Source organism: Paenibacillus glycinis (assembly GCF_009909185.1).
Lineage (GTDB): Bacteria > Bacillota > Bacilli > Paenibacillales > Paenibacillaceae > Paenibacillus_Z > Paenibacillus_Z glycinis.
This window is the reverse complement of the sequence record NZ_JAAAMV010000028.1, coordinates 1-14922: the sequence shown is the minus strand read 5'-3', so window position 1 is coordinate 14922 and position 14922 is coordinate 1. Positions and strand designations below refer to the sequence as shown.

The window sequence follows — 14922 nt, the reverse complement described above, 5'->3', positions numbered from 1 at the left end:
ATAATACCACTACGCCGCGGCCCGGTCCTTACGGAATGCTGCATTCAACGCTTCGGCTTCGAGCGCAAGCCAATCCGCCTTTTCTAACTTGTTAGAAAAGGGTAAGCAAATCAAACAACCGGCTCATGTTCATTTTATAAGGGACTAAGATTCGCCCTGTACAATGGCAGTATTAAAGAAACGGAGGTGCACAACACATGACCAAAGTCATAACCTTCAAAAATCGTTCGGTCCCGGTACACTACCCATCCGAGCAGCTTTCGTACATGGAGCTGCTGCAAAATAAATTGCAGGAAATGGAATACAACTTTGATTTCCGCAAGAAATGGAAGCGAATCAAGTCCGTCGAAATGATCCGCGACGTGGCGATCCTCCAATACAGCGATGGTACCAAGCTTTACCTGGAAGTGTGCTGAGCAAACGCGCAGCGACGAAATCCCGCCCTATTTCGTTCAAAAAGGCAGCCCCTCTCGCATAGCGGACCCGGCCCGTCGGCCGCGGCCCGCATGCGCGCGGACTGCCTTTCTTTCGTTTCGTACGCGCTATTGGGGCGCCGTTCTGGTCAATGCTGCAGAACCGCGACCCGCTCGTCGCAAGGCGCGCGGAACACGCGGCAGGCATGCTTCAGCAGATGCGCGCCGACCGCCTCTTCTTCGAGCGGCCCCGCCAGGAGATAGCCTTGATAGAAGTTGCAGCCCCATTCCCGCAGCAGCCGGAATTGATCCTCGGTCTCCACGCCCTCGGCCACGACCTCGAACCCCAATTGATGCACGAGCGAGATCATCGCGCGCACGATGACATGCTCCGCGCTCTGCTCGCCGATGTGGCGGATGAACGAGCGGTCGAGCTTGAGCGTATGCAGCGGAAGCTTGCGCAAATACGTGAGCGAGGCGTATCCGACGCCGAAATCGTCGAGCGCGATCCGGATGCCCATGCCGCGGAGCCGGTACAGCACCGTATTCATGCTGTCGTCGGCGTCGATCATCATGCTTTCCGTGATTTCCAGCTCCAGGGACTCCGGTCTCGTGCCCGTCCGGTCAAGGATATGCTGCAGCGACTCCACGAACCCCGGCGCGCGGAGCTGCAGCGGCGAAAGATTGACGGACATGACGAGCTGGCGAAGACCTTTCGCCTCCGCCCGGTTCAGCATCCGGCAGGCCTCGCCCAGCACCCATTCGCCGATCTCGACGATCTGGCCGCTTTGCTCCGCAAGCGGGACGAACTCCGCCGGGGAGATATCCCCGAGCTTGGGGTGTCGCCAGCGGAGCAGCGCCTCGAAGCCCCTAAGCGCTCCCGAAGACTCGTAGAGCGGTTGGTACCGCAGCGAAAGCGCGTTCGCGGACAATGCATGCCTTAGCGCGCTGCGCAGCTCCTCGGTCCTGTGGACATGCGCCATGCCGTCCTCCGCGTACGACGCGATCCGGTTGCCTCCGGCGGCCTTCGCCTGCCGGAGCGCCGTATCGGCGTGCCGCACGATCAGCTCGGCCGTATCGCCGTCGCAGGGATACCGGCTGACGCCGATGCTGCAGAACGGATACAATGATTGGCCGCGCACGGTCAGCACATCCTCGACCGCATGCTTCAGCTCCCGGATCATCGCGTCCGCTTCCCGCATCTCCGTTTCATGGCCGACGAGCCGGAACAACAGGAACGTGTTGCCGCCGAGCCGATGGGCGTGATTGGACCACGGCTCCAGCATGCCGAGCCTGCGCGCGATTTGACGCAGCGTCTCGTCGCCGAACGCCGTCCCCCGCGTCTCGTTGATGATATAGAAGCGGTCTACGTCGACCAGCGCCGCCAGTACGTTCTTCCCCGTCCGTTTCGCCAGCATGGCGGCCCTCGCCAGCATCGCGAACGCCGCTTTCCGCCCCGGCAGCCCCGTCAACGCGTCCACGACTTCCGCAAGAGGTACCGTTCCCGTTCGCGGGAAGTTGTCCGCTGCATCGCACTCCGTCTCTTTCATTGCCGTTTTCCACACCGCCTTTGGTCCTATAATGTCCGAGCTGTACAATAGGCAAATTCTCACACAAAACTATTAGGAAAGAAGCAGAGATGTATGAGCGCCATGTTAGATTTTCCAATTTTCGCAGTCGTCGGGGAGGTTCGGACCGGCAGAGAACAAAAAAAAGCCCCTTGCCGCAAGGTCGAACTTGCGGCAAGGAACTGTTAGGAAAGTATTAGCGCGTTGCTTCGACTTCCGTGACGTATTTGTAGCCGACGCCCCATACCGTGCGAATATAGTGCGGTTCCTTCGGATTCTTCTCCACCTTTCGGCGGAGATTGACGATATGCACGTCGATGGCGCGATCCGTGACGAACGAATCGAAGCCTCTGATCGCGTTGATCAGATCCTCGCGGCTGAACACTTTGCCCGGATGCGTGAGGAACAGCTTCATGATCTCGAATTCGGAGAACGTCGTCTCGACGAAGGTGCCGCGGACGAGCAGCAGCCGGCGCTCGGAATCCAGCTTGATCTCCTTCTCGGATGCCTGCCCGGCTTCCTCCTGCTGACCTCCGGCCGCGTTCGGCTGCATGAGGCGGGCTCTTCGGATGAGCGCTTCGACGCGGGCGCTTAACTCGTGCATGCTGAACGGCTTGCATAAATAATCGTCGGCGCCTGCGCGCAGCGCCTGCACGCGCTCGGATACTTCGGATTTCATGGAAACGATCATGATCGGCACGGTGGAATGCTGGCGCATCCGAATGCAAAGTTCGGTTCCGTCCCAATCCGGGAGCATGAGATCCAGCAATACGACATCCGGCACGAACTGCTCGAGAAGTTTCAGTCCCTGCTCGCCATTCTCTGCCTGTTTGATCTCGTAGCCCTCGCCAGACATGTACATGGACAGCATATCGCTCATCATAACATCATCTTCGATCACCAAGAGCTTATACATGATACTTCACCTCGTGAAGGGATTCGTCGATTTCGACACCAACCGCGGAGCCGTACAATCAGGCGCGCTTTCTTACTATTAATATACAATAGGAAGATCAACCCAACAATAGATTGTTAGAAAATTGTTAGGTTGCGCTGTCGAAATCCGGCATTCCCTTCTCCAATTCGCGAAGCAGCCCCCGCAGCGCCGCGCTCACTTCGGCCGCCGCCGCGGCGATCTCCGCCTCGGACGGCGCATCGCCGGGCGCCTTCAACAGCTGCTCCAGCTCCTGCGCGGCCCGGGACAGTTCGGCGGCGGACAGGTTGCCGGCAACGCCCTTCAGCGTATGCGCCATCCGCCGGGCGCCGGCATAATCGCCGTCCAGCAGCGTCTCCTCGAAGCGTGCGTCGAAATGCCGGTAATCCCTTACGAATAGCTTCAGCATATGCGTCAATATCTCGCGCTTGCCGTTCACCCGCTGCAGCGCCTCGTCCAGCCGCAAACCGGGCACGCCGCGGTCCAGCCAGCCGTCGTCCGCCGGCGATACCGGCACGTACACGGCGCTCGGCGCCTCCCGTTCCTTCGGCTTGGCCTTGGTCGCGTCGACGCGCAGCTCCTTGCCGTAACGCAGCCATTTGGCCATGGCCTTCGCCAGCGTGCCGGGATCCACCGGCTTCGTCAGCACGTCGTTCATGCCAAGCTGCATGTAACGGTCATGGTCTTCCTGCATGATGTTCGCGGTCAGCGCGACGATCGGCATCCGGTCGTACTTGGAATCCTGGCGGATGATGCGGGCCGCCTCGTCGCCGTCCATGTCCGGCATGTGGATATCCATCAGGATGAGGTCGTAGCGCTTCTCCGTCAGCATGCGCAGCACCTCGGTCCCGGTCTCCGCGACATCGACCATGTAGTCCAGCTCGCGCAGCTGCTCGACGGCCACCACTTGGTTGACGTAATTATCCTCCGCCAGCAAAATCGTGCCGGTCAGCCGCTCCGGCATCGCGGAGGCGGCCGCCGCTTCTTCCGCGCCGATCGCCGCCTCCCGGTCCGTCCGGTCGAACAGCGTCAGCAGCGCCTTGAACATGCTGACGCGCGTGACGGGCTTGACGAGAATCGCGTCCGGCCGCTTCTCCGGCGGCAGCTTCAGCAGCTCCTCCCGGCCGTAGGCGGTCGTGAGCGCGACCGTCTTGACCCCCGCTTCGAGCGCCGTTGCGTGCATGGCATGCCAGGTTTCCTCGGCGTACATGTCCGGCATCTCGAAATCGAGCAGGATCGCGAACGGCCGGACGCCGATGCCGGAGCGGACCAGCCGCTCGTGGGCGAATTTCCAGGACTGCAGCGGAATCGGCATGAGCCCGGTGTCCTCGATGACGGCGCTCAGGCGCTCGCTCATCAGCGGGTGGTCTTCCACTACCCATACGGAGCAATCGCTCCCGGCTTGAATCACGAACCGGTCCGCGAGCGGCGGCGCGGCGACGGCCATATCCAGCGTAAACGAGAACTGGCTGCCCTTGCCGATCTCGCTCGCGACCTGGATGGAGCCGCCCATCAGCTCGACCAGCCGCTTGACGATGACGAGGCCGAGGCCCGTTCCGCCGTACTTGCGGTTCGTCTCCGCGTTGGCCTGCATGAACGGCTTGAAGAGCTTGCCCAGCTGATCCTCCGTCATGCCGATGCCCGTATCCTCCACGCTGAACGCGATGCGCGCGCGGCCGCCGCCCGGATCCCCGCCCTCGAGCAGCTGCAGCCGCAACCGGACGTAGCCGTGCTCCGTGAATTTGATGGCGTTGATGCAGAGGTTCAGCAAGATCTGCTCGATGCGCAGCCAATCGCCGATCAGGAGCTCCGGGAGCAGCCGCGGCGTCTCGGCGATGAACTGGAACCGTTCCTTGCCGCCGACGAACACGCTGAGCATCTCCGTCAGCTTCTGGATGAGGCTGTACGGGTCGAACGGCATTTCGTTCAGCTCGATGCGGCCTGCCTCGACTTTGGAGAAATCCAGGATGTCGTTGATGATCGCGAGCAGCGCCTGGGAGGAATCGCGCGTCTTGTGCAAGTAATCCAGCTGCAGCGAAGTCAGCTCCGTCTTCTGCATCAGCCCCGTCAGGCCGATGATGCCGGCGAGCGGCGTGCGGATCTCGTGGCTGATCTGCGCCAGGAAGTGGCTCTTCGCGACGTTCGCGCTCTCCGCCTCTCGCTTGGCATGCTCCAGCTCGAACTGCACGCGCTTCGCTTCGGAGATGTCGCGCGCGATGCAGGAGTAGAAGATCTCCCCGGAATCGTCGTCGCGGTGGGCGACCAGGATTTTGGAAACGGGAAAGAATTCGCCCTGCAGCGTGCGGAGCAGCGCCTCGTTCTCCCGGTAGCCGAGCGTCCTTGCGTCCTCGATGCCGTCGAGCAGCTCCGCGACCGTGCGCTTCGGCACCTCGTCCACGTTCATGTTCGGCGACTGGATGCCGAGCATCGACCTGCCCGCTTCGTTGATGTAGAGCAGCTGCCCCTGGTCGTCGAACGTGGCGATCAGATCCTTGGCGGCGCCCATCACCTTGAGCTGCTGGTTGCGCGCCTTCTCGGCCTGCTTCTGCTTCGTGATGTCCCGCGCGATGCCCGCGACGCCGATGAAGCGGCCTTCCCGGTTCAGCATGCCGTTCGAGCTGTGCGCGACCGGGAAGCGCGTCCCGTCCTTGCGGACGTAATGCCATTCCCGTTCGTAAGAGAACTGGTCGCGGCGCAGCAGCTCGAATACCGTCAGATCCGCCGGCACGGGCCTGCCGTACCTGCCGCTCAGGCGTTCCGCTTCCATGGCGATGTCCTGCGGGTCGATGAAGTCGAGCGGCGTCGCCTTGCGAAGGACCTCCTCCGCCGCGTAGCCGAGCATCTGTTCCGCGGCTTTGCTGAAATACGTCACGCGGTAATTGTTGTCGAGCACGATGAAGGCGAATTGGTTCTGATTGATCATGGCGTCCATCTGGCTGAACATGCCGCTGAGATGCACCTTCATCTGGTTGACGGACTTGGACAGCAGGGAAAGCTCGTCCCCGCCCTCGTCCCGGACGTCGCTGACGTCGAAGCGGCCGCCCGCGGCCGCTTCCGTGACGGTCAGAATCCGTTTGATGCGACGAATGATTTGATAGGAGAACAAGAAGAAGAGGATGGTCAGAACGGCTTCGGCGACGGCGATGGAAATAATGGACCGCCATTTGATCGCCGTCAGCGGCGCTTCGATCTCCCGCATCGGCACGTTGAGGGCGATATGCCAATTGGTGCCTTCCACCGCGGCGTAGAACAGCATGGAGCTTCCGGATTTTCCGTGGAGCTCGGCGACGCCGTAGGTTTTCTCCAGCATGTCCTTCGCGGCCCTTTGGAAAGGCAGCTCCGGAGAAGTAATGAGGGCGGAAACCGCGAGCGGACCGCCGCCTTGCGGCGCTTGGATGATGCGGGCTTCGTCGTTAAATACGAAGGCTCTGTCGGATTTTCCGATCCGGACGCGAAGCTGCTCCCGGAATACCTGTTCGGTGGAAATGGAGGCATCGACCAAGCCGGCGATCATGTTTCTTTCGTCGTAGACGGGCACCTGAATGGCGACGATCGGCGTGCCGTCCAGCCTGCTGGCGAACGGATCGGTCACGACGACTTTTCCTTTGATGGCCGCGGGAAAAGAGTCCTCGTCCCCGATCTCGATGACGTCGCCGCCGCTCAGCTCCGTCCGCCCGGTCGGATCGGCGAATCCGAGCGACTTGAACGGAGAGGCGGAACGGTCGATTTCGTTGCGGAAGTAGTCCAGGCGATCGCGGGCAGAACCGAACCGCACCTGATCGGTGCGGCTCATGACCTCCACCTCGGCGCGCCGGGTGTCGATCCAGGATGCGAGGTTACTGGCCGTATTCTGCACGTTCGTGCCCGCCTTGTCGACGAGCGCTTCCATGACGGTGCGTCTGGCAGCCGAATAATTGCCGTAGCCGACGATCGACAGCACGCCGGCGGTCACGAAGAGAATGAGGACAAGCACTTTCGTCCGGAGCGAATATTTACCCAAGCGGAACCCTCCTGCGTGCATTAGGACCTAGTGCCCTTATTATACCTTGGGAGGAAAATGCTTCATAGCTTATAGATTGCGAGATTGTCGAGCGGGGGCAGTTGGGTCAGGCGTTCGGCTGCATGCGGGCTTGTCCCTGCAATTGCTGCAGCCGCTGAATGTAATAATGCTTCGAGCAAAAGCCTTTGCTGATCGAGGGTTTGACGCAATTGACCCATTTGCAAGCGGTCGGTTCCGCGGCCTGGCGAACCTTGATGATGTCCGGATCGCCGTGCCTCAGCCAGCGCTGATGATGCATGGAACACATTTTTTTCGCTTTTACAGGTTTGTCGCACGCCTCGACTGTACAATTTCTCATCCGGAATCTTCCCCTCGGTGTAGGTATCTCTTGCTGCGGTTTCGCATCTTGATTATGACCGATAATGTTAGCTTTGAAAAGCCCGCAAATCCGCGCGGCGCCTCGCGAAATCGAGTTCTGCGCAGACAGAACCCAGCATCTGGAATTTGGAAAAAATTTCTTGCCTTTCTTTCGTTTTCGCGAAGCTCCGAAACGCTCTTTCCCAGCATATCCGGGCACTGCGGGCGATCTCATCCTTCAGAACTAAACGCGAAAAAAAATCCGGCCCGATTTTTTGAATAGTCCCAGTTGAAAAGTAGGAGAAGCGCTCTTATACTGTTCTATAAACCAGCTAGTTACAGATTGTGAGGGAATGCCCGTGATGCTGACTACCGCTGTCTTTCAAAACCTGAAAACGCCGCTGGCCGTCGTCGTCGTCGACAAGCACGACGATTGCCATTTCAACCTGGCGAACAACGCATTTTCCCGTTTGGTCGGTTTCCCCAGAGACGTGCTCGAGGGACTGCCGCCGAACCGCTTGTTCTCGGAATGGAGCAGCAGCACGCTTCGCTCCGACGACCAGCACGAGATCTCCCTCGTCAAGCGAATGCCCAGCGACGATCCGCTTCGGCTGCTGCTGACCTGCGAGGCGCTCGCCGATACGGACGATTCGGCCTTCCTCCTGACCGTCGAGGACATCAGCGCCAAGTCGTGGATCGACGGCATGGGCAGCTCCGGGCAGGTGCTCTTGTCCGGCATCCTGAACGACCGATTCATTATCGAACGATACTTCAAGTACTATCCTTCGCCCGTCGTCGATCGATTGTTTCGCGTGGAAGAGGCCTCGTTGAACGAATTCTTCCAGGAAAAAGAACGCGAACGCATCCTCTCATCGCTCAGGCTCGCAGCGCTTCATCGCCGCACCGACACCATCATCGTCCACACCAAGAGATTAGAAGACTCCCTGCAGCTGGAGCTGCAAATCACGTACCGCCCGTTCTTCCACGGGGACGGCAGCCTGAAGAATATCGCCTTCATCGTGACCGATATTCAGTCGATTGCCGAGAACCGGACCACCGCCGCCGATCCGTCCGTTACTTTGAAAGTGCTCATGGCCCGCAAGTACATGTCCGCCCAGGAACTCTCGTCCGCGACCGGCATATCGCTGCAAACCATCTCCAAGCTGCGCAACGGCAAAATAAGCAGGCCCCAGCGCCAAACGACGCTGCTCATCGCGAATGCGTTAAAAGTAGCGCCGCACGAGATTTGGCCCTGATCGCGAATTATCGCCGAAATGAAAAAACCGCGGGACTTTGCGCCCTCACGGTTTAGTGCATTAAAGCGTTGCTTTTTGAATGGGAAGGTGCGTTACAGCATTGCCCATTGACCGAAAAGGTGCGTTACAGCATTACCCGGCGAATGAAACTGCGCGTTACAGCGCTGCTTGGCGAACGAGCCGAAGCGTCCGGCTGCTTGCCGCGATCTCGGCGAAAAATTCGGCATCCGTCGCAGCCAGCCGCCGCCAGGTTTTGACGCAGGCGGGACAGAAATGCGCGCCGCTGCCCTCGACGATGATGGCCATCGCTTCCTCGTGCGACATCGCTTTCCGGTAAGAACGGGATGACGTCAGGGCGTCGTAGACGTCCGCGACCGCGGTAATCCGCGCGAGCAGCGGGATCTCTTCGCCTTGCAGGCGATCGGGATAACCGGTGCCGTCCCATTTCTCGTGATGGGAGCGGATGACGGATAGCTCGTCCCCCATGAAGCCGAGCCGCTTGCACATGTCGTAGCCCGAGACGGGATGGCGCTCGATCACGAGGCGTTCCTCCGGCGTCAGTTTCCCGGCTTTGTTCAGGATCGCATCCGGCACCCTCAGCTTCCCGACGTCGTGGACGACGCCGCCTTGGGCAATCGCGCGAAGCTTGTCCTTCGACAGCTCCATCTCCTCGCCAAGACGAAGCGCGTAGAGCGCCACGCGGTTGTTATGGCCCGCCGTATACGCATCCCTGGCTTCGGTGGCCATGATCAGCGCCTTTACGCTCGGCGTCTTGCACGCTTCGAGCCATGCGCGCGGATCGGATTGGAACAGCACGCGCAGCGACGAGCTGAAGGACCCCTGGGAGAAATACTGGCGGAGCAGCCCGACGACCATCACCAGCAGGGAAATCAGCAGCAGCAGGTGGTACATCCACCAGCTCAGCCGCCAATTCGTGCCTTCGACGATGATGTACTGGGCGGCGAGAATGAAGCTGACGCTGTACACGATCGCCTGCTGCAGCGGGAAGCCGGCATGCCGATACGACTGCCAATACCGGTACATCGTCCATAGGCAGGCGACGCAGGTGACGATGACCGCCGCCCCTTTGAACGGCCCGCTCTTCAAAGGCATCATATCCATGTCATGCGGCATGCGGACGGTGAACCACGCCAGCCCCCCGAGCAGCAGCAGCCAGACCGGAATCAGCCATTGCCGCCATTTGGACAAGCCCCGGATAAACCGATGATCCGAGGAAGCCGCCGACAGGCAGAGCCAGAGTGCCGTCAATAACAAGCTCAGCTGCGCGAACATGGCCGGCAAATTGCCGGTATGCACGACGAAGCCGGGCGTCGTCAGGCCGTGCAGGAGGAAAACGCCGGCCAGCGACAAGTAAGCGAGGGACATGAAGCTGACCTTGATGTTGCGAAGCCGGTGGCCCGCCAGGCCGACGGCCAGCGCGACGACCATCGCGAGCGCCGCGACCAGCGTGACGAAGACGAAATGGCCTTGCGGCGCCTTGAGCGTAACGTCGGCCGCCCGATCCGAGCGCAGCCACTCGAACAGGACGACCGGAAGAACGGCGGTCAGTATAGGGCCGATGACGGCTTTGCGTTGTACGTGCATGCTTTGGATTCCTCTCCCTTGTCCCTTGCGTTAATACGCTGCCGGTCGGCAGCTTATAATCGTTGGCGTTACGAGGCGGGGTATGGCAATGGAACGGCCGGTTGCCCGGGTTCCAGGACGTGAACCGCATGTCGCGCGTTTCGCCCTGCGCGACGAGGACCGTGCTTTCAGGGAAATGCGGCATGTGCGGCGACTCCGCCATTCGCAATCCCTCCCGTATCGCAACCAGCGAAGTGTATGCGAGGCTGCCGCGGCAAATGCCGGCGTAAGCGGCAATTATTCTCTCTTTCAGAATATCGGTTTTTCGCCAGGTAAAATGTAGTTCCACAGACGCAAAAACAGGGCTGCGACCGCTCGATTAGCAGCCACAGCCCTATTGCTTTTTTACCGTTTCCCCACATCCAGATCGCCGGAGCCCGTATGCACCTGCACCGGCACGGAGCCGCCGCCGAATACGAGATGATGCACCCCGTCGTCGTCCGTCATGCCCTTGACGCCGTCCCAATCGTTGTCGAGGTCGCCGGACCCGGTGCTGAAGCTGATCTCGGCGTCGGCCGGCTGCTCGTCGGTCATATACTCCACGTCGCCGCTGCCCGTCCTGAGCGCGGCCGGCCGGCTTATCGTCTGCTGCTCCACCGTGATGTCGCCGCTGCCCGTCTCGAGCTTCAGCTCCGCATCGGCGTCCGCGACGTTCACGTTGCCGCTGCTCAGATCCACGTCGATCAACTTCGAGGTCAATCCGTCTATCCGTACGTCTCCCGAGCCCGCCTTGACCTTCATGCCGTCATCGGCCTTCACGTCCGAGGCGTTCAGATTGCCGCTGCCGATGGAGACCGTAATCGTCTTGCTCCGCAATCCGTTCAAATCCATGTCGCCGGAGCCGCCGTCCAGGACGACGGCATCCGCCTGAATCCCGCCGACTTCGTTATCGCCGCTGCCGGAATCCAGCTTGAGCGATGCATACTGCCGCTGCGGCACTTCGAGCTTCAGGTTGACGTTCAGAATATTGAAGCCGATTCGGAAGCCGAGATGATCCTTGAAGCTGACCTTCAGCGTATCGCCTTCCTTCGCGAGCTTGAGTTCCAGCTTGTCGAGGTACTTCTTGCTGGCGCGGCCGGTCAGGCTTGCCTTCACTTCGTCTCCCGCGCCGGGAACGACCTTTACGTCGACGCTGCCCGTATCGATCTCGATGTTCCGAACGCCGTCCCCCGATATCGTTTGCTGCCGGTCCACCTTTTCCGTCCCGAACGAAAAATCGCCCTTGGTGCCGAACGTGCCGAAGGTGCCGATCAATCCGACGACCAGCAGAATGAGGCCAATCACGATCCAGTTTCTCACCCTTTTTTCACCCTTATCACTTTGGAATTGAATTTCAAATATTGCAGCGTCAGCTTCGCGAAAGCGCGCGTCAGCCAGTGCACGCCTGCGCCGAGCAGCATGCCGAGCCCGATGAGGGCAAGCGCGATGAACGAAGCCTGCACGCTCGTGAACGCGCTGCCGAACAATCCTTCGTACATCACGGCGAGCGAGGATAGCGCCACGCCGACGGCAGCGGCCCAGAGCGCGATCAGCACCCCGATCATGCCGATGAACGGCCCGAGCACGAAGATCAGATTGAAGAAGCCGAGACTGACGGCCGCGAACACCGCGCGCGATACGAGCGTGATGCTGCCGCTCTTGCGGTCCGCTTGATCGACGCGGTAATTCAGCAGCATTTCCTTCGCGATCATCCGCGGATCGCCGAGCTCGGCCGCGGCCGCCTCTTCGCTTCGGCCAAGCTCGGCCGAGACGCGGAAGTGCTCCTCGTAATCGTACATCCATTCCTTGCGCTGCTTCTCCGGCACGGGCGCCAGCAGATCCCACAGCTGTCCCAGGTACTGCTCTCTCGTCATCGTTCCACACCTTCCTTAATGAGTTCATCCACCGCGACGGAGAAGCTCCGCCATTCGCCGATCAGGCCCATCAGATGCGTGTGGCCGAGCGCCGTCAGCTTGTAGTACTTGCGGGGCGGTCCCTCGCTGGACTCCTTGAGGTACGTGGAGAAGAAGCCCTCCTGCGTCAACCGGTTCAACAGCGGATAGACGCTGCCGACCGCAACCTCGAACTTCGCCGACATCGTGACCGCCAGCTCGTAACCGTACCGGTCTTCCCAGGCGGTCAACGCCAGCACGCATAAGTCGAGCACGCCTTTCTTAAATTGCACATTCATTCGCAGCGCCCCTATTGGTTATCGTTGAGTATTAAGCATTATAGAATAGCTGACCGAAAAAATAATCGGCTTTCGCTCGATAGGTATACTATATCACCAGCTATTCATCATTGCAATATAGCTTAGCAACAATTTCTAAAATTTGGGCAGCCTTTAGTCTGGGGCATGCGATATGGTATGATTTTCATATCTCGCCCGAATGAAATGGAGGCCAATTACGAATGAATCAAACCCGTTACGAAGTCACGCAACACGAGGATGGTTATCCGCTCTACACGCTGAAGGACGCCGGGACGAGCTCCTCGGTCACCGTTTGCCCCGAGCGCGGCGCCATCGCCGTCAGCTGCCGGCTGCACGGCGAGGAGCTGTTCTATCTCGACCGGGCGTCGTTCCTGGATCCGCAGGCGAATATCCGAGGCGGCAACCCGGTGCTGTTCCCGATTTGCGGCCAATTGGTCGAGGGCAAGTTCGAATGGGAGGGCCGAACGTACGCGATGCGCAATCACGGCGTCGCGCGCAACCGGCCCTGGGAGGTCGTCTCCACGTCCGAGGACGGCGAAGCGTCGCTGACGGTCCGCCTTCGCAGCGATGCCGGCACGCTCGCGGAATTCCCGTTCGCCTTCGAGCTGCTTTTCACCTACGCGTTAGCGGACGGCGAGCTGACCATCCGCCAAACCTACCGCAATCTGTCGGAGCGCAGCATGCCGTTCTATGCCGGCTTCCATCCGTATTTCCGCACGGAGAGCAAGGACCTCGTTTACGAGACGGACGCAACCAAGTATCTCGACTACAACGATAACGTCGTGAAGCCGATCGAAGGCGCCGTCCGGCTGACGGGCCTGAAGGAATCCGTCGCGCTGCTCGACGCTTCGGAGCGCCGGATCGCGTTTCCCGGACCGGACGGCGGCACCGTTGCGTTATCGTACAGCGAGGCGTTCAAGTACGTCGTGCTTTGGCAGGTGAACGGCTCTCCTTTCCTGTGCGTGGAACCGTGGATGGCCTTGAACAGCGCGCTCAATACGCGGGATGAATTGCCTCGGCTGGATGCCGGCAAGGAGCTGGAGCTGGCGTTTACGATCGGATTCTCGCGCTAACACGCGGCAGCCGCGCGATCGCGGCCCGATGACCTTGAATGATTTTGAGGAGAGAGGGAGATTCGGACATGGAGCAAACGGAACGACAGGGGTTGGACGGGGAAACGGAGACGAGGCAAAGTCTAGCCGGAACGTCCGCGCGGGGAACGGCGGAAGCCGGGCTCGCGGAACCGGAAAGCGCGCCGGTCAAGCTTAGGCGGATGGGCGGCTCGGACTTGGAGCTGTCCCCGCTCGGCCTCGGGTGCTGGCAATTCAGCAAGGGCAGCGGCATGGTCGGGAAATTCTGGCCGGTGCTGAGCGACGCCGACATCGCTTCGATCGTGCGCATCAGCCTGGCCGGCGGCATCAACTGGTTCGACACCGCCGAGGTGTACGGCGGCGGCCGGTCCGAGGAGGCGCTGGCCGATGCGCTGAACGGCTCCGGGGCTTCGCCCGCGGACGTCCGCGTCGCGACGAAATGGTGGCCGGCCCTGCGCACGGCGGGCAGCATCCCGCGGACGATCGACGAGCGGCTGCGCCGGCTGAAGGGCTGGCGGATCGACCTGTACCAGGTGCATCAGCCGTACTCCTTCTCCTCGGCGACCGCCGAAATGAACGAAATGGCGAAGCTCGCGAAGGCCGGGCGCATCCGCCATGTCGGCGTCAGCAACTTCTCCGCGGCGAAAATGCGCGAAGCGGATAAGGCGCTGCGCGCGCACGGCCTGCGCCTCACGTCCAATCAGGTCAAGTACAGCCTGCTCGACCGCCGAATCGAGCGCAACGGCATCCTGGAGACGGCCAAGGAGCTCGGCATCGCGATCATCGCGTACTCGCCGCTCGAGCAGGGGCTCCTGAGCGGCAAGTTCCACCGCAATCCGGATCTCGTCAAAGGCCTCAAGGGGCCGCGCCGGTTCTCCGCCGGCTTCAAGCCCGCCGGCCTGCAGCGGACGCAGCCGCTGATCGAGCGGCTGGAGGATTTGGCCGCCAAGTACGCGGCGTCGCCGAGCCAAGTCGCGCTGAATTGGCTGATCCACGCCAACGGCGACACGGTCTTCGCCATCCCCGGCGCCTCCAAGCCGCATCACGCGGAGGAGAACGTCCGCGCGATGACCTTCGCGCTCGGCGCGGACGAGCTCCGCGAGCTCGCGGAGCTGTCGGAGCTTTGCGGGAAGCGCTAGGCGCGGGGGTGCGGCGCTTGGCGCCGGCTTGTGGCGCTTGGCGCGGGCTTGCGGCCCTTGGCGCGGGCTTGCGGCGCTTGGCGCGGGCTTGCGGGGCTTGGCGCGGGCTTGCGGCGCTTGGCGCGGGGGTGCGGCGCTTGGCGCGGGGGTGCGGCGCTTGGCGCGGGCTTGCGGCGCTTGGCGCGGGCTTGCGGCGCTTGGCGCCGGCTTGTGGCGCTTGGCGCGGGCTTGCGGCGCTTGGCGCGGGCTTGCGGCGCTTGGCGCGGGCTTGCGGCCCTTGGCGCGGGCTTGCGGCGCTTGGCGCGGGCTTGCGGGGCTTGGCGCGGGCT

Annotated in this window: 13 protein-coding genes; 5 read left to right on the top strand and 8 right to left on the bottom strand. The window is 61.3% G+C overall.

Going from position 1 to position 14922, the window contains the following annotated elements; genetic code table 11:
• The first annotated feature begins 197 nt into the window (after positions 1-197).
• Entirely contained in the window at positions 198-416 is a 219-nt protein-coding gene (locus GT019_RS26795) for a hypothetical protein (RefSeq protein ID WP_161703863.1), read from the top strand.
• A gap of 146 nt (positions 417-562) precedes the next feature.
• On the opposite strand, the gene GT019_RS26790 is transcribed toward GT019_RS26795, so the two are convergent.
• The 4 genes from GT019_RS26790 to GT019_RS26775 form a co-directional block, all read right to left on the bottom strand.
• The gene (locus tag GT019_RS26790) at positions 563-1963 is read right to left on the bottom strand and encodes a putative bifunctional diguanylate cyclase/phosphodiesterase (RefSeq protein ID WP_161746520.1); all 1401 of its coding nucleotides are present in this window, start codon (positions 1961-1963) and stop codon (positions 563-565) included.
• A gap of 214 nt (positions 1964-2177) precedes the next feature.
• A complete protein-coding gene (locus tag GT019_RS26785; protein WP_161746519.1) occupies positions 2178-2897 on the bottom strand; it encodes a response regulator transcription factor in 720 nt (239 codons plus the stop codon).
• Between the two features lie 127 nt (positions 2898-3024).
• On the bottom strand, positions 3025-6915 hold the full coding sequence (locus tag GT019_RS26780) for a response regulator (RefSeq protein ID WP_161746518.1): 3891 nt from the start codon (positions 6913-6915) through the stop codon (positions 3025-3027).
• 106 nt (positions 6916-7021) lie between these two features.
• Positions 7022-7273 carry a hypothetical protein gene (locus GT019_RS26775; protein ID WP_161746517.1) on the bottom strand — a complete coding sequence of 84 codons (252 nt, stop codon included), beginning with the start codon at positions 7271-7273 and terminating at the stop codon, positions 7022-7024.
• Between the two features lie 361 nt (positions 7274-7634).
• Between GT019_RS26775 and GT019_RS26770 the strand changes: the two genes are divergently transcribed.
• A complete protein-coding gene (locus tag GT019_RS26770) occupies positions 7635-8528 on the top strand; it encodes a helix-turn-helix domain-containing protein (protein WP_161746516.1) in 894 nt (297 codons plus the stop codon).
• Between the two features lie 156 nt (positions 8529-8684).
• Here the strand turns inward: GT019_RS26770 and GT019_RS26765 are convergent, their stop codons facing one another.
• The 4 genes from GT019_RS26765 to GT019_RS26750 all read right to left on the bottom strand — a co-directional run bounded on the left by GT019_RS26765 (position 8685) and on the right by GT019_RS26750 (position 12342).
• Positions 8685-10133 (bottom strand): HD-GYP domain-containing protein, encoded by a 1449-nt coding sequence (locus GT019_RS26765; RefSeq protein WP_161746515.1) that lies wholly within the window; start codon positions 10131-10133, stop codon positions 8685-8687.
• Between the two features lie 384 nt (positions 10134-10517).
• Positions 10518-11471, bottom strand: a complete 954-nt coding sequence (locus GT019_RS26760) for a DUF4097 family beta strand repeat-containing protein (protein WP_161746514.1) — start codon at positions 11469-11471, stop codon at positions 10518-10520.
• Positions 11468-12025 (bottom strand): HAAS signaling domain-containing protein, encoded by a 558-nt coding sequence (locus GT019_RS26755; RefSeq protein WP_161746513.1) that lies wholly within the window; start codon positions 12023-12025, stop codon positions 11468-11470. Before GT019_RS26755 ends, GT019_RS26760 begins: the two co-directional genes overlap by 4 nt.
• Positions 12022-12342 (bottom strand): PadR family transcriptional regulator, encoded by a 321-nt coding sequence (locus GT019_RS26750; protein WP_161746512.1) that lies wholly within the window; start codon positions 12340-12342, stop codon positions 12022-12024. The genes GT019_RS26755 and GT019_RS26750 overlap by 4 nt, the downstream gene beginning before the upstream one ends.
• A gap of 221 nt (positions 12343-12563) precedes the next feature.
• On the opposite strand from GT019_RS26750, the gene GT019_RS26745 reads away from it, so the two are divergent.
• The 3 genes from GT019_RS26745 to GT019_RS26735 all read left to right on the top strand — a co-directional run.
• Positions 12564-13436: an aldose epimerase family protein gene (locus tag GT019_RS26745; RefSeq protein ID WP_161746511.1), complete on the top strand. Its 873-nt coding sequence runs from the start codon at positions 12564-12566 to the stop codon at positions 13434-13436.
• A gap of 200 nt (positions 13437-13636) precedes the next feature.
• Positions 13637-14593: an aldo/keto reductase gene (locus GT019_RS26740; RefSeq protein WP_161746616.1), complete on the top strand. Its 957-nt coding sequence runs from the start codon at positions 13637-13639 to the stop codon at positions 14591-14593.
• 17 nt (positions 14594-14610) lie between these two features.
• Positions 14611-14922: hypothetical protein (locus GT019_RS26735; RefSeq protein WP_201755615.1), on the top strand; the 312-nt coding region annotated here is incomplete at its 3' end.

What these genes read in the sequence shown, in the direction of transcription:
- GT019_RS26795 (WP_161703863.1), top strand. Translation starts at nt 198, where the DNA reads ATGACCAAAGTCATAACCTTCAAAAATCGTTCGGTCCCGGTACACTAC.
- GT019_RS26790 (WP_161746520.1), bottom strand. Translation starts at nt 1,963, where the DNA reads ATGAAAGAGACGGAGTGCGATGCAGCGGACAACTTCCCGCGAACGGGA.
- GT019_RS26785 (WP_161746519.1), bottom strand. Translation starts at nt 2,897, where the DNA reads ATGTATAAGCTCTTGGTGATCGAAGATGATGTTATGATGAGCGATATG.
- GT019_RS26775 (WP_161746517.1), bottom strand. Translation starts at nt 7,273, where the DNA reads ATGAGAAATTGTACAGTCGAGGCGTGCGACAAACCTGTAAAAGCGAAA.
- GT019_RS26770 (WP_161746516.1), top strand. Translation starts at nt 7,635, where the DNA reads ATGCTGACTACCGCTGTCTTTCAAAACCTGAAAACGCCGCTGGCCGTC.
- GT019_RS26765 (WP_161746515.1), bottom strand. Translation starts at nt 10,133, where the DNA reads ATGCACGTACAACGCAAAGCCGTCATCGGCCCTATACTGACCGCCGTT.
- GT019_RS26755 (WP_161746513.1), bottom strand. Translation starts at nt 12,025, where the DNA reads ATGACGAGAGAGCAGTACCTGGGACAGCTGTGGGATCTGCTGGCGCCC.
- GT019_RS26750 (WP_161746512.1), bottom strand. Translation starts at nt 12,342, where the DNA reads ATGAATGTGCAATTTAAGAAAGGCGTGCTCGACTTATGCGTGCTGGCG.
- GT019_RS26745 (WP_161746511.1), top strand. Translation starts at nt 12,564, where the DNA reads ATGAATCAAACCCGTTACGAAGTCACGCAACACGAGGATGGTTATCCG.
- GT019_RS26740 (WP_161746616.1), top strand. Translation starts at nt 13,637, where the DNA reads ATGGGCGGCTCGGACTTGGAGCTGTCCCCGCTCGGCCTCGGGTGCTGG.